Annotated in this window: 11 protein-coding genes and 1 pseudogene; 2 read left to right on the top strand and 10 right to left on the bottom strand. The window is 53.5% G+C overall.

Annotated elements, in window-relative coordinates; genetic code table 11:
* Positions 1-5: 5 nt before the first annotated feature.
* The 10 genes and pseudogenes from FRD01_RS14705 to FRD01_RS14665 all read right to left on the bottom strand — a co-directional run bounded on the left by FRD01_RS14705 (position 6) and on the right by FRD01_RS14665 (position 11,918).
* Positions 6-785: a DUF1889 family protein gene (locus FRD01_RS14705; RefSeq protein WP_146960905.1), complete on the bottom strand. Its 780-nt coding sequence runs from the start codon at positions 783-785 to the stop codon at positions 6-8.
* Positions 786-1,244, bottom strand: a complete 459-nt coding sequence (locus FRD01_RS25050) for a type II CBASS E2 protein (RefSeq protein ID WP_489667392.1) — start codon at positions 1,242-1,244, stop codon at positions 786-788. It lies immediately after the preceding gene.
* A gap of 53 nt (positions 1,245-1,297) precedes the next feature.
* Positions 1,298-1,687 carry a hypothetical protein gene (locus tag FRD01_RS14695; RefSeq protein WP_146960904.1) on the bottom strand — a complete coding sequence of 130 codons (390 nt, stop codon included), beginning with the start codon at positions 1,685-1,687 and terminating at the stop codon, positions 1,298-1,300.
* Positions 1,688-1,918: 231 nt separating this feature from the next.
* A pseudogene (locus FRD01_RS25000) lies at positions 1,919-2,419 on the bottom strand (nucleotidyltransferase domain-containing protein); the annotation flags it as partial.
* A 15-nt stretch (positions 2,420-2,434) separates the two neighbouring features.
* On the bottom strand, positions 2,435-3,796 hold the full coding sequence (locus FRD01_RS14690; RefSeq protein ID WP_249755639.1) for an HNH endonuclease: 1,362 nt from the start codon (positions 3,794-3,796) through the stop codon (positions 2,435-2,437).
* 183 nt (positions 3,797-3,979) lie between these two features.
* Entirely contained in the window at positions 3,980-6,376 is a 2,397-nt protein-coding gene (locus FRD01_RS14685; protein WP_146960901.1) for an RING finger family 4 domain-containing protein, read from the bottom strand.
* A gap of 2 nt (positions 6,377-6,378) precedes the next feature.
* Complete coding sequence (locus FRD01_RS14680; protein ID WP_146960899.1) at positions 6,379-7,782, bottom strand: leucine-rich repeat domain-containing protein; 1,404 nt, start codon at positions 7,780-7,782, stop codon at positions 6,379-6,381.
* Positions 7,783-7,806: 24 nt separating this feature from the next.
* Positions 7,807-9,918, bottom strand: coding sequence for a sulfatase (locus tag FRD01_RS14675; RefSeq protein WP_146960897.1), 2,112 nt, complete (start codon positions 9,916-9,918; stop codon positions 7,807-7,809).
* A 71-nt stretch (positions 9,919-9,989) separates the two neighbouring features.
* The gene (locus FRD01_RS14670; protein WP_146963967.1) at positions 9,990-11,480 is read right to left on the bottom strand and encodes an ATP-binding protein; all 1,491 of its coding nucleotides are present in this window, start codon (positions 11,478-11,480) and stop codon (positions 9,990-9,992) included.
* Between the two features lie 36 nt (positions 11,481-11,516).
* The gene (locus FRD01_RS14665) at positions 11,517-11,918 is read right to left on the bottom strand and encodes a VOC family protein (protein ID WP_146960895.1); all 402 of its coding nucleotides are present in this window, start codon (positions 11,916-11,918) and stop codon (positions 11,517-11,519) included.
* A gap of 295 nt (positions 11,919-12,213) precedes the next feature.
* Between FRD01_RS14665 and FRD01_RS14660 the strand changes: the two genes are divergently transcribed.
* Entirely contained in the window at positions 12,214-13,515 is a 1,302-nt protein-coding gene (locus FRD01_RS14660) for a hypothetical protein (RefSeq protein ID WP_146960893.1), read from the top strand.
* A gap of 162 nt (positions 13,516-13,677) precedes the next feature.
* Positions 13,678-14,145, top strand: a complete 468-nt coding sequence (locus FRD01_RS14655) for a hypothetical protein (RefSeq protein ID WP_146960891.1) — start codon at positions 13,678-13,680, stop codon at positions 14,143-14,145.
* Positions 14,146-14,247 lie beyond the last annotated feature (102 nt).

Raw genomic sequence — 14,247 nt, 5'->3', positions numbered from 1 at the left:
GCATCTCAGAGTTGTTTGCTCTTGGGTGTCTTCTGAGCGGAAGCAAACTCATCAGCGGTCCAGGGCACATAGACGATGCTCTTCACGCTCATGTCGTTGTACAGCACCTTTTCGACTGCATCGAACGGACAGTCGAAAATCAGCATCACGTCACTCGGTGTATTAAAGGAAGTGTATTGAGTTGCTGGGACAAGATGAACAATGAAGGACCTGCTATCGACTATCACTCTTGCCTTTCCGTTCTTCCCTAGGGCCTTCAACGCGGTGTCTCCAAAGATGTCGCCGTAGTTACTAAGGTTTGACTTCGTAGGTATCATCATCGCCAGGGAGCCGTACTGCGAAGCTAGCTCCAAGGCCTTTGATACGGCGAGTGACCTCGATGAGGTGCCCTCCGCCGTAAAAAAGAACTCCTTGGATTCGCGTTCGGCTGCGGCTTCTTCACTATCGACTTCACCAAATTTAGTCCTTTCAAGGGCCCGGTCTTTCCACCGCTGGAAAATGTCGTGGCGCAATGGAGACGTTGTACCAATACCCTGAAACCGGCCACCGTTTGAGACGCGCTCAGCAGCCTCCTTAATTTCATTCGCTTTATCGACCATCATCCCAGCTGCGAGCATGGTTTGGCGAACCACGTTGCTGTCAATGGGGATATTATGCTTCTTCAGAATCTTAAACGTCCATACGACCTTCTTCTTGTCATTGGGATGCCCCATTCCAGATGATGGGTTGATCATCACCAAAATCGTATCTAAAGCCTCTTGCAGTATTGCTTCATCTGATAGCATTTATCCTCCATGGTTCGGTGTTTCTCCATTGCCCCGGTCGATCTTCCGGCGACCCTCTTTCCGTATGGTATCCCGCCGGGCTTTCTTTTCGCTTTTCGCAACTGGATGTTTACCGCCTCCCAGCCAACTTCCAGTTACGTACCAAATTTCGTAGTAATAGAGCCACAAGCTGGTCCATGGGACTATCGTGTCGGCTAAAAACATCTGACGCGTCCATTCGCCTGAGTTCGGCAAGTAAAGGCACAGTCGCTCGCCCGAATAAAGATGTGGCGGTCTCTCCCCATCAGGTCGAGACCTTAGCTTCGGTGAAAGTACCTCGACAGATGGGCTGGATTTCGGGGAGTAGGAAATTTGAACTCGGTATTTGTCGCCCCATACGGTTGGTTGCAGCGAGCCTTTCCATATACCAATCCCGCGTTCTCCGCGCTCAAACTTGAACGAAGGAAATAACGCCTTCATCCTCATTCTTTGTTGGCCTTGGCTAAGGGTTGGAACAAAGATCTTGGGCACGCTTAGTCTCCTGAGCCGAAAAAAGTGTTCTTACGAACGGGCACATTTACCGCAGCTGCAAGACCGATAAGGCCGGACTTGTTCACGTTCAGCTTGCCATCGCTTCGTGCGTCTTCAATCAACCTTGTTTGCTCGTTCAGCGAATCATGAGTCACACTCTCCCCGAAAAGTTCAGAGAGCTCTTCAACCGCTTCAGTCTGTGTCTTTCGTAGCACTCGTGCCCACCGATCGTGAAACTCATGGATTCCGCTGCAAAATGCATCATAAGCATCACGGTTGGTTTCCCATCGTTCGCTGAGGTCTTCGTTTGCATTCGTTGGGTTGCAGACGACCAGTCGTTCACCATTTTCGACTCTTTCGATTTCCGATTTGATGTACGCAAGGGTTCTCATCACTCCTTGTGAGATTGACTGTTGGTCGCCATACCCATGGCCGGCAAGTGTCGTTAGCACAATGGAAATCGGAGCAATTTCGAGTTCTTCGCTGTAGTGAATATCTCGCCAACGCTTTATTAACTGTACGGTTCGCTGCAATGGGTTCTTCTTTTCAGCCGACTCGAAAACTCCCAACGGCTCGATCTTCGCGTCCCTATGCAACCTTATCTGGCTACGGGACCTAAACCACTTTTTGTAACCCCGTGGATTGCTGGAAACCCACTCCGCAAGATTCGAGTCTGGAACAAAAATCGCCTCTGACGAGCATGACGAACGAAAGCCTGGAAGGATGTCCATGTGAAACTCATTGGCGTATTGCAATCGCACACATCTGGGCTTCCGCGACAGCATTTCAGCGTAGGTTCCATGCTCTTTCAGCCTATTCTCAACCGCATCCAAAAGATTGATTGGATTGTTCGCAAACCAATCCGCTTGGTCGACTTCGCACACAAAATCGAGATCGAATTGTTGTGTTTTCTGGGGTCGAACAGTGGTTCCGATTCCCAATGATCCTTGCGGGTAGATTTCCAGATTGAGTTCGTTTAACTTACACTTGTCGTCACCCAGCCATTTTGCGATGGACTCATACCTTTCGCTAGCCTGCTGGTGAAGACTCGGAGCCAATTGTAGGTTTTCGCACACCCGCTGCAAGAGATCGTCAAGTTGTGCGGTAGTTGAGTTGAAATACATGATTCTCCGGGCAATCTAGGGGACAGAACTGATATCTTTGGGAATTACCAGACCTCGAACGTAGAGGCCGTCGATGTAATCGTAGACCACCAGCTCAGGGGCGACTTTGGGATGTAAACTTCGTCCGATTTCGATGGCGACGGGTGCAGGTACCGCAGCAAAAACGTGCAGGGTGCGAGTTTTCCCATACTTACGCTCAAGCTCATCCTGAATTTGCAGGTATTTTTTGCGAAATGCGTCCAATTGAACCCTGTGTTTGAGCCAATTATAACTGGGTTCTGCAGCTCGCATCACATAGAGGTCAATATCGCCACCCACTGTCGCCCGAACCTGATCGATGTCCACGTCTTGGCTGAACGAAAGCGCTAGAACAGCGGTTCGATCTTTTGCAATGGTTTCAGGTCTAACAAGTTCGATTGTTGTGTCTGCACTCTCAACCTCTTCAAACCATGACCAAGAGTTCAAATCACGTTGATTTTGGTAGAGTTCCGCGCGCCGTTTGTCTCCAATCAACCGCCCCGCCAACACAAGCAATGGAATTGCCGCCAGAGCAAAAACGGAAAGGTGATCCAACCTCTCATTTGGTCGCGGTTCGAGCGCTTGCCTCAGCCGTTTCTTCAGGATCTCCGCCCCACTTCGCCAATACAAATCGTCGGTTTCTTCTGGAAGTGCATTAGTCAAATCCACCTCCAGAACCCGGTTGTTGGCAAAACGTGGGGAAAGTGCTCGAGCTGCTTCTGCTTGGACAATTCGAGTCGGTTGACCACGAATGACCCCGGAAATCAGAACCATATGCGTCTCATATGCGTCAGTTGACGCTAGGAACGCATCCAGTCGGTCCTCATGCCGTCGTTTCATGTCGTTGAGAACCTCAACCGAATATTGGTCGACATCGGTATCAATGAGTCGGTGATGGGGGTAGCAAAGCAGCATTAGGTTTTCGAATTTGTCCCCTAAGCGCTGAGAGAGGTCCTCGCATCCCCTTGGACCATCCGGACTTGCTGCAACAATGTGAGCAATCTGCGCAAAGTTTCCCACCGACTTCGTAAGCGGATCCTCGGTTAAGTCTTTGGTACATCCCGGGAACTGACATTGCCCGCCAGCCCTAGACCAAACTCTTAACACCGTGTAATCAGTGAGTTTACCACGTCCACGATGCTTTTTTGACCATTCCGAAAAATCGGTGTCGCCATATGCAATGTATCCACTAACTTCGAAGCGAATTGGGCAACTATCCGCTTCAGTCCAAGCCTTCAGTTCGCGGCGAAATGAATCAACAGATTTTTGGTAGTCTACCGCGTCCTTTAGTTTACCGATTCGAAGGACACCTTCGTTGTCTCTGAGTGCTTGCGAAATTTTGTCATAGAGCTTCGTCATTAGCCTACCGCCTGCTGAACACATGTTCAATTAATCGAGATTAAGCACGCAAAATGGAGGGGCAAGTAACAATAACAAAAAAAGTGAGTGCTATGACGGTCCAACTCTTCATTCCGTCGTATCGCCTGGGCATCGGCCACTTCCACTATGCGAAGTACTTTTACCCCCAGAAGTCGACTCAATTTAGAGTAGGTCGGCAGCCTTGAGCGTTGGGGTGAACTCCTCACGAAAGACCGCGAAGACCTCGCTGCCTTCGGCCAATGGTAGATCACCGCGCTCAAGGAGGGCCACCACCGGAGTGTCTGGCGTGGTATCACAAGGCTCGCCGCCCTCAAATCTCCGCAGGCGCCTCAGGAAATCACTCGCGGATTCAGACGGCTCACGCTCAAACTTGCGCAATGTTTTGCCACTTCGGATGAACACGCATTGTGCGCGGGCTGCGGCATGAATCGTTCCAAGCTCAAACATGGATGGCCGAGCTCCACTCCCAAAATAGGCAATGGTGTCGGGGCAAATTCGCTGAATGGCCTGGTTAGATGTGTGCACATTGTTGAACTGGATTTTTCCTTCCGAATAGAGGTCCAGCCAGTGCATGGTCTGGGTCTGAAGATCCACCACCAAAGGCACAAAGATGCCGTTTCCGCCATGAAGCCCGAACTTCAGCTCCACTGTCCGCGGGTCAAAATGAAGGCCCTGGTCCGAGTCGCGGAGCATCAGGCCAGCCCACGCTCTCTCAAGGGCACCAAAAGGAAGCCCACCGTACGCGTTCACAACCATCACCGCGTACCGAAACCCTTTCTTTAGGGCCTCAGCCACATCGAGATCCACGAACTCAGTTGCCCCGTCCGGAAATGGTGCGCTCGTGAAATCGCCAGAGCTTCGAGCCACGTTCTGGACCTGTAGTTGGTAATAGGAACAGACGTCTAGATACTCCCAGTTTGGACCGTAGAATCCCACGGAAAGGTCGAGGTCAGTTCTCTCTTCGGAGAAGGGTTCGCACCAGTGCAAAAAGAGTCTCAGGGTCTTTCCTTCAGGCACGTCTAGACTAGAGCCTCGGCTCAATGACACCGTCGCCGTGCTCGCCGTGCGCTCATTGAACGGCACCATGTGCTGGGCCATCTTCGCATCGATCACCCAGTCCTTGGGGCCCTTGAGCTCAGCAAAACGTGCCAATAGCTCGGACTCGAATATGCCCACCAGGCGCTCTGTGAGTTCCGAGCTAAACACTGTGCGCTTGTCCTCAGCAGAGACACCCGTAACGGACGCACCGGCAGGAAAATAGACGCGAACCGGGAGCCTCGTGTGCCGAGTTCGAAAGTGCGCGCTCAGCTGAACCAAGAGCGGCGTGGCAAATCTTGGTGCGATACGCGCCAGCTCTTTCAAGACGATGTCTTCTTCACCCGCGTCCGCGAGTCTCAGGAGATGGTCCAAACGGCGCCCAAACTCGCCTGGCCGACTTGCCAGAAGTCGGGTCATCTCTGCGATATCTCCCTTGATGGCTGCCGCCTCCACCCTTGCGGCGAAGGACTTCGGAGCCGGCGAGTTCTTGCGGACCACGTCGAAGCCCCTGGCGACTGCGGGATAGCGTTTGGCGTACTCGTGGGGATGCAGAAACTCTCCCACCCAAACCCACGCCGAGGCATAGCGTGGCATGTCTTCCATCAGACGGTCTTCGCCGAGTGACTCCATCATTCTGAACAACACACGCCTTAGCGGGCGTCGAAGTTTTGCGACCCTGAATCGCAAGACTTTGTGTGTGACTTGAATCCTTGTTTGAGAAGCAGGCAAGGGGCGTCCGAGCACTTTGAGAAACTTCGCGATCAAGCCGTCTGGAGCGTTGTTAATCTCCACCAATCTGAAGCGTTCCTCGGGTTGCAGGGACGGGTCAGCCCCCGAGTAGGCGGCGATGAACCTCAACACATCTGTTGCCGTGGTCATGTGTTTCTGGGCCGCTTTCTCAAAAACAGGCAACTCAAGGGAATCACAGAGCGCGCCGAAGATCTGCGCGATGTTCTCGCGCAGCGCAATCTTCTCGGGGATCCACTCAAGAACCTCAGGGCCAAACTCTTCGAGCAAAATCACGAGCGCTTGCCGGTCATCGGGTGATAGCGCCTGCTTTCGCTGAGCGAGCTGCTCAAAGAGTGCTCGAGCCTCCGCGGCCAGATCTGAGCCCACGTGGAGAACCTTGAGCGGGGCGGTTTCATGGCCGCGTTTTCGAGGTTTCGTGGGTATCAAGAATGGCGTTTCGGAATCGATTTTTTGCCCGCATATGGGACAGCCCGAGTAGTTTTCGCCATCGAAGCACAACGAACACACCACGTGCGCACAAGGACTCAATACGTGGGTGGTGCCGTCTTGGCCGCATAACAAGCAAGGTTGGTGTGGGTTCTGAAAGAAATGGACCAGGAAACGGTCCACCCAAAGACTGTAAGTATCCGCAGGTACCCCATCCGGAAATTTTCGGAAGAGAGGCGTGTGGTCTAGCACACCCTGAATGTCTGAGAGCTGCTCCAAGAGCCAACTTCGGAGCTCGCCAAGGGGCTCGACGGGTACACTCTGCAGCTTCGCGCGCAACGGCATGCTTAGCGCAAAACCCAGATCCGCGAGTTCAATGTCGTTGCCGCGTTGTGGATTCTCGTGTCCGACGTTGCGTTCGCGGAAAGCGGGTTATAGTAGCCTGTTGCGTGCAGTACTACTTTTGATGCGTTAGGGGGCACCTGGAACGTGGTTTCCAAGACGTCGCCCCGGACCATCCGCAGGGAGATCCTATCCGAGGTGCACCAAACCGGGGCACCTTCTCCTTCGCACTCACTCGCGTCTATACGAACACCATCCGCTTCGAGGTAGAGCTCATCAAGGAAGGTGATTTCGTCCTTTTCTTCTGTCAAACGTACGACCAAAGGACCGCCTGAAACCCCGACCAACTCGAGTTCCTGCGACGCATAGGCGGCTTTTCCGCGCAAGTTCCGCAGAATCTCACCCATGAATCTGAAGTCGCCGTTGCCTTGTTTGACCCACACGAAGGGACAGGCTGCAAGTTTCTCAGGATCGATGTGCTCGCCAGTTGCAACTCTGCGTTTGACCACCAGTTCCTGAGAGTCTTCATCGAGGCCCATGGTTATCTCGTGGACGTCGTTGCCGTATTTGAGGTGGGCAGTCCAGTCGTCGGTGATGTAGCTCGCGGTGCCATCCCCATGGAAAGTCAGACGCATATCTCCATACGTCCCCAGGTGCTCGTCGAATATCTTGATGAGTGCGTCATCATTGACCAGGTACACGATCTGGCGCCGAGGCGGGTCCTCGTCTCCCCGAGCATCGTCCAAGAAGAGGTGAATCACCCTATGCTTCGCGTCGAACTGAAATACCTCGACCGTATCCTTGTAGGTATTGTTCCCCCAGCGCGAAATATCCCAGCGGCCAACCATCACCTCGCCCGTGTCGATGTTCGCCGATTTGCCCTCGAACACAATCTCACCATTAGACCAGAACTCGACGTTCGCATTGGATAGAACGAGACTCGGAGAATCAGCCTGAATCTCAAGGTCGGGCCGCCTTTTTTTGAGGAGCTCGATTCCGTTCGTAGTGAATCCCGTCGCTTTGAGGTCTACACTTCGCACCCCTTCAAGACTCGCCAGTGACTCGATGGCAGCGTCTCCAACACTTGTGGAGCTTAGGTCCAGTGTGGTCAATGCCGGTAGGTTTTTGAGGTCGTCAATTGACGCATCAGTGATGCTGGTCCTGCTCAGAGAGAGGTTTTTGAGGTTCTTGAGCTCTTCAAGTCCGTTCAGGTTTTCGACAACTCCGTTGCACTCTAAGGAATCGGCCGCTGTAGAAACTTGTTCACCACAAACTTCAATGAGCCGCGGCGCTAGCTCCTTCTGTGTAGGCTCGGAGGCTTCTGTCATTGAGCCACGGGGAGATTGGGTAGTCTGACAAGCCGCCAAAGTGGCGGCCAGCGCGAGCAAGATGGGTTTCAGGTTGGGCATGGGAAATCCACGGCAAATTCTAACTTAGTGGGTCAACGCTCGTAGGTAGCTCTCGGTCTGGGGCAAAGTCCCAATCAAGTTGGTCTTCTCGGCGGGGTCGTCCACCAGATCAAAAAGCAAATAGGTGCCCGATTCGCGATTGTGTATCAACTTGTGCCGGCCAAAGACCACGGCAGTCTGGTGGTGCGCGGGTTTGGTGGAGCGCTTCTCGTACCGCGTTAGATTCAAGAACACCGGACGGTCTTTGGTGTAGGTGCCCTCAAAGATAAACGGGGCGAGGTTGACACCGTCGAGATGCTCGAGATCTCCGCCCACAAGAGAGACCATGGTGGGCACGGCGTCCACTGTGGACACGGGCTCTCCCAGTGTGCGCGCCGAAGCACCGGGCACACGAATGATCAGAGGCACAAGGACCTCCTCATTGTAGAGTGATACCCCATGGTTCTTTTTGCCATGTTCTCCAAACTGCTCGCCGTGATCCGAGGTGATGACGATGATGGTCTTGTCCCAAAGCCCGCGCTCTTTGAGGCCTTTGAATAGGTGCGCTACGGCATCGTCTGTGTGGCGCACGAGCTTGGCATAACGTTTCTTGTTCGTCTGGCTAGAATGGGGATCGTAGAGATGCGTCCACTGAAACCATTGCTTTCCCTTTGCGGAGTCAATTTGCGTGAGCGTATCCTTGACAATGCTCATGGATGAGGGCGTTTTTCGAAAGCGCGCCCCATAGTCTTTGTAGTCCTGAATTCCCCTTTCGTAGCCTACGCCCTTTCGGAAGAACGGCACACTCGCGAGATAGGGGGTGGCCATGGTGTGCAGGCCTTCTGCCTCCAGACGTTGGGCCAGATTGCCACCAAGTGGCGGGTCTGGAACTGGCGTGGTGCGATATCGGGTACCTATCTCTTCGCGCAGCTCATCGCTGATTGTTTCGGGGTCGTGGAGCTTTCGTTTATGGCGGATCCAGAGGCGCCAGTTCAGATTCTTGGTGTAGCGCCCGTTGAGGAAGCTCCCCATAGATTCAGCGGTATGGGAGCTCGGCGCGAAGGCCTGAGTAAAGTTCGTGGAGGTGCGGGCGAGCTCGGTCATGGCGGGCGACGCGGCGCTATGCGGCGCCTCTGGACCTACATAGTCATTGCGCAAAGTGTCTATGGTGATGAGTAGAATGTTGTACTCGCGGACCTCGGGTTGGTAGTCAAAAAACTTCTGATATTGCGTTGCAACATGTTTGTCTTGCGCCCCATCACCAGGTGTGGGCAGCACGGCGAGCACAAGGGGTCCTGAGGGGAGTGACTCAACCTGGCTTCGGGCCTTAATAGTGTTGGCGGATTGTCCAGAAAGAGCAATGGCGACCAGTCCTAACAATCCGATGAATGTCAGTGCCACACTACGCACAAGTGCTCTAGAGCGTACCCACGTAAGGAGCAGTGTGAATGAGGTCTCCATGGCCATGGCTCCGCCCATCAGGAGGAGCACGTGGTACCAGAAGTACTGACCCGCATAGTAGTTTTGGTCAGCATAGAGCAGGCCGAATCCGACCAAACCACCCACCACCAACCCAACTACACTTACAAGTCTAGAGCGTTGAGGGTTACGTATTGCACCAATCCGCAAGGCACCCAAAATCGCGAGCAAAACTAGCAGACAAGAAGTACCTACATAGGCACCTAGGCGAACCTTGAGAGTATCAGCCTGAAGGCCCGAAATAGTCTCCTCTTGCAAGTGAACCAGAACGAAGAGGGCGAGTGATTGGAGTGATGCCCAGACAAAGGCCCAGCGGTCGAGACCGAGGCGAGTGCCGAACTTGGAGATGATGAACCCCAAGAGGCCACCACCGACGAGGCCAGCTGCCCCGAGACCAACACTCAGCGCAGGGCTAAATGAGCCGAGCTGCACCACCGCCATGGCAGCTGGAATGCTCCCAAGGCTCAACCCCGCAACCCAACCGAACCAGGGCTTTTCTGGCGGCTCAAGCACCGCCCCAATCAGGTCTGTGACCAGCCCCGGGAGTTGGTAGAGCAATAGCCCCATCGCGAGGAGTTGAAAGGCCGGCCACGATGCTCCCGCGCCAGCGAAGAAAGCGATAATCACGAAGGCCGCAGACGTCGCCACTAGCCGTATGTCCCACCTGATAGACCTCAATCAGAGCTCCCGCGCAAAGAGCGGCACTTTAGGCAACTTCTAGTGGTGTTTCAAGCAATGATTTTGCCTCCCTAAAGCTCGAAGGTGAGTTCATTTAGGTCCTGCACAAAAAGACCGCTTTGTACAAGTCGCGCTCGCAAACTCTTTTCAATCATAGGAGCAGCTCCAACATACTCCTTCCGCCAGGAGTTGAAGCGTTTGTGGTGGGACAAGAATCGTTTCACATGCTCGTCCAGTCTCTTGCTCTCACCAAGTAGTTTGGCCGCATCTCTTTTGCAGGTGATGAAGCGGATGATTTGGTCATCTTCATTCAGAGCCACGATATCGATCTCCGTACCCTTCTTGTCCCAAAAACCCTCAATGCGATGAGTCATTGAGAAGTCTCCAACACCTTTCCGACTTCGCTCGGCGTAAAGCTCGGCGACTAGTTCTTCAAATGCAAACCCTTCACCGTCCTCTAACTTCTGATCCGCTTGTTTCACCAGGATGTTAATGGGTCTGAAATTCACAGCCGAAACGCTGCTGTGCAACGCGCCGAGCCATGAGCGCAAGAAGTTGTCCGTCACATAGTAGCGGCCACTTCTAGCCTTCGGCTTCGAGAAGATTGGAAGGCGCTTTTCAATCAATCCATACTTGTTGATGAGGACCTCCAGGTAGCCTCCGATTTGCTCAGAGCTCTCTGGACTGATCTCTCGCACATGGCTGGTGAGCTCTCCGGACGTGCAACCGGGGTTTCGCGCCACAAACTTCAAGACGACATCGTAGCGGCCGCGAAGCTCGCTCAAGAACCAATGATCTGCCTCTGAGCGCAAGGGAGAAGACGAACCGTAGAACATTTGCTCCAAGAGCTCTTCACGACTTGCCGCCAAAACGCCTTGTTCGAAACAATCTCGATAGAACTTGGGCACACCTTCAAATAGCCCCCACAAAAAGAGCAAGCGCTCGGGAGTCGGGTCGCTATGTGCCTCAAGAATCTGAAGGATGGAAGCAATATCGAGGTGCTGGAGCTCCAGCTGATCTGTGGTGCGATTGTATAGTGGAGCATCGCGATCCTCCAGCAATGCAACGAGCTCCGCATGAAGCGAACCCAACACAATGAGCCCGCCACCATTGGACCCGGGGGTGGCGAGCAAACGGTCGACCACCGCTTGAAGGTGGGAGAGAAACTCGTGGAGGTGTTTGCGACTAAAGTACTGAAACTCGTCCAGGGCGATCACATATCCTGAACGCACCATCTTCTCGACAAGGGTGGCTAGACTCAGCAAGCTATCGGGTCGTTCAATGTTGCTGGGAATTTGAAACGTGTCCATGGCGTCGGCGACCGCCGAAAGAACACCAGCCGGGGCGGAGTCGGGTATTTGTACGTAGAAAATCTTGGTTCTGCCCGACGCGCGCAAAGCTTGTTGAACCAACGTCGTCTTTCCGATGCGCCTTCTGCCAGTCACACGAGCGAAAAAGAAACGACCTCTCTTAAAAATCGAGACGAGTTCTTGGAGTTCGCGAGTGCGTCCGTAAAAGCCCCATTGCAATACTATACCTCGCCGTGAAGACACTGAGAGCATTAAGATAAAAACTTTTACCTTATTCACATCTATGATTCAAGAGATGGAGCGTTTGTGATGGTCGGTGACACACGCGATGTACCATTGGTTACCAAACGCATCGGCGATGCCGCCGGATTTCTCGCCGTACTCGTGTTCCGTGACAGGGTAGAGTAGGGTCGCGCCGGCGCGAAGGGCCTGGTCAACCACATCTTCGGGTTGCGCCACATATACATGCAGGTTGACGCGAGTCGCCGTGAACTCGCCCTTTGGCTGACCGACCTCGATGACCGAACCAAAGACTCTGAGCTCGGCGTGGACAAGACGGTCCTCTTCTCGGTGCGCACTGATCTCCTCGGCCCCAAATGCGGCACATAAAAAGTCCAGAAATGCGTCGGCGTCATGAACCATGAAATACGGCGTTATGGCTTGAAATCCTTTGGGTATGTACGAACTCATTCTTCCTCCTTTGGTGTTGGAAGCCCGAGAATCCCACAACCCAGTCGCCTTGGATTGTAAAAATTCCTACTCGACGGCCATGGTCAGGCCGGCTTCATAGTTGCTTCGGATCACCTCTCACGCCTTGCCGGCAGGCGTCCTCGAAAGTACCAGACCTGCTCGACGCACTCGGAGAGATGAGCCGGCCTGGCCTCTAGAAACTCGTTGTCTTGTAGCGATGCCGTCATGTCTCACTTAGTCTTGTCGGGCCCTACTAGACATTAACCAACGACATTAGTACTTTCCAGAGCCAATCATGACTAACCTTCCAGATAACTTTACATTCGATACCCTAAGGAATGATCTATCATTGCGGGTGTCCGCTTGGGTTCGTCCCGAAGTGTCAGACTTGCGGCTAAATCGTTGGCTCTGCTCTATAAGCAGCTCGGGATATGTTCGCGAGGCGAGTCTACGTGAATTGATTGAGCATTACCAACCAGGCGATGAAAATCGCATCTTGTTGCGGCTAGAAGACTGGGTGCCGCAGGTTCGAGACTTGGCCAAGGAGTGGACCTTGAGCCATTTCCGCGAGCTACCTTTTGACGCCATTGTGGCCAATCAGCGGCTCCTCCTCTACCTTTCAGGTAAACAACGTGCTCGCTCGGACGAGGCGTTTGCGCATATCGAGTCAGACCTACTGCGCCGCACAAACCACATGAATCTCCCGGACTTTCTGGGCCTTCAACCCAAGTTCCGAAGATTTCTCTTAAACCTCTCTCTTGGGGCTGATGCGCAGTTGAGGCCGTGGGTTCTAGACGACCCAGAGCCATTCAACAGGCTGATGCTGCTGAACCATTTTGACTTCCGGGCTCTCCATGCCCGAGAGGTCGACCGCCTCACTCAGGATCCGGTCCCGGGCGTCAGGCGCGGCCTTCTGCAGAGTCAAATCGCATCGGGAGACGTGCCGTCCAAGGAGCTCCTTGTGGCGTTTGCGTTGGACCGAAATCGAAGCCTGCGTCAGCTCGGACAATTCTACCTGGCCGAGTTCTACGATTTCGATGCGTACCGGCTCTACAACGAAAGGGAGGGCCAAGAGTTCTACTATATCGCAGACTACCGCCGCCAGGACGATGTAGAGCACTTCCTGAGAGGCGTGTCGGAAGGGACACGACAGGCTCGCACAAACTGTCTGAGTGCATTGATTTCATGCGACCCGACGCGGCTACGAGACCTTGATGTTGCCGCCCTGATAGGCCAATGCAAGAGGTCGCGAACCTTGATTCTTCCCGCACTTATGGACGCCAATACCACCGATGAGCTCTTAGAGCTCAAAGACGTCATCGTGAAGAGTTCTGAGCAGGGTGAATTGAGCTTCTTGAGTCTCATCCGGAAGAAGTCCTTTTGGGTCTACGTGGACCTTGCGCTTGGGTACTTGAAAGACAGTCCGTCTACGGCCCTTAAGAACATGGTGCACGACGAACTCCAACGAAGTACCAGGGTCTATCAGCGCCCAAGTCAGGAGCTTCGCGCAAGCATTCGTGAACAGGCGGGGAAGCTCTCGAGAGACGACTGGACCACCAGCAGGATCCTGAATTTCGTGGACAGTCTTCTAATCTGAAATTCAGCCCTAAAGGGCTCCAAAATAGTTGGCCAAAAATGTAAAAAATCGTTTGACAGCTGTGTGGGGCTTCCCAGAATTAAAGGAGCAGACGCCGTTGTCCCTCACGTGGGGTTCAGCGGCAATTCTTTTTCTTGTAGGCGGCAAACCAAGGAGTCACGAATGAAATTTACACCCGACGGCGAACCGATCATCACCCTCTGGCCAGAAGACAGCACACCCTACAGCAGGATCAGTCGCTACCTCTTGCCTGTGCCCAAGGACGAGTGGACACCGTTCCTGAAACACGTTCGGGAGCTTCACCGCAAACGAAATCCTAAAGTCGAGAGCAAGGAACTCTACAAGGCTCTCAGCAGCTTCATGAGCGCAGTTTATCGTTACCTGGCGCAGTCGGAAACCGAAGACCTCTTTGAGCGGAAGGAGGACGAACGGCTTAAGGCGATGATCCACGACATCTACGACGCGATCTACGAGGAGGGCGGCAATAAGAGCTTCCTCGCTCGGCGCCTTGCAGATGCGCACCCAGACCGCATGCAACGAGTTCTCTTGAGGGTGTTCATCGGCTGCGACATCTTCACGGTGGTTTGCGAAGAGTTCTTGAGCGATGGCGAGAGCGGGTTCCCACACTAGGTAAGCGCGGAAATCAATCCTAGATAGAACGTGCTCTGGAAATAAGTTTGACAAGCCAAAGTTCCGGTCACAGAATCTAAGTATTCGTTACTACACGAAAAT

This window comes from Microvenator marinus, from assembly GCF_007993755.1.
Lineage (GTDB): Bacteria > Myxococcota_A > Bradymonadia > Bradymonadales > Bradymonadaceae > Allomicrovenator > Allomicrovenator marinus.
This window is presented reverse-complemented; position numbering and strand designations above follow the sequence as displayed.

Coding starts and splice junctions, on each gene's coding strand:
- FRD01_RS14660 (WP_146960893.1), top strand. CDS start 12,214: ATGACTAACCTTCCAGATAACTTTACATTCGATACCCTAAGGAATGAT.
- FRD01_RS14705 (WP_146960905.1), bottom strand. CDS start 785: ATGCTATCAGATGAAGCAATACTGCAAGAGGCTTTAGATACGATTTTG.
- FRD01_RS14665 (WP_146960895.1), bottom strand. CDS start 11,918: ATGAGTTCGTACATACCCAAAGGATTTCAAGCCATAACGCCGTATTTC.
- FRD01_RS14685 (WP_146960901.1), bottom strand. CDS start 6,376: ATGCCGTTGCGCGCGAAGCTGCAGAGTGTACCCGTCGAGCCCCTTGGC.
- FRD01_RS14655 (WP_146960891.1), top strand. CDS start 13,678: ATGAAATTTACACCCGACGGCGAACCGATCATCACCCTCTGGCCAGAA.
- FRD01_RS14680 (WP_146960899.1), bottom strand. CDS start 7,782: ATGCCCAACCTGAAACCCATCTTGCTCGCGCTGGCCGCCACTTTGGCG.
- FRD01_RS25050 (WP_489667392.1), bottom strand. CDS start 1,244: ATGAAGGCGTTATTTCCTTCGTTCAAGTTTGAGCGCGGAGAACGCGGG.
- FRD01_RS14695 (WP_146960904.1), bottom strand. CDS start 1,687: ATGAGAACCCTTGCGTACATCAAATCGGAAATCGAAAGAGTCGAAAAT.
- FRD01_RS14670 (WP_146963967.1), bottom strand. CDS start 11,480: ATGCTCTCAGTGTCTTCACGGCGAGGTATAGTATTGCAATGGGGCTTT.
- FRD01_RS14690 (WP_249755639.1), bottom strand. CDS start 3,796: ATGACGAAGCTCTATGACAAAATTTCGCAAGCACTCAGAGACAACGAA.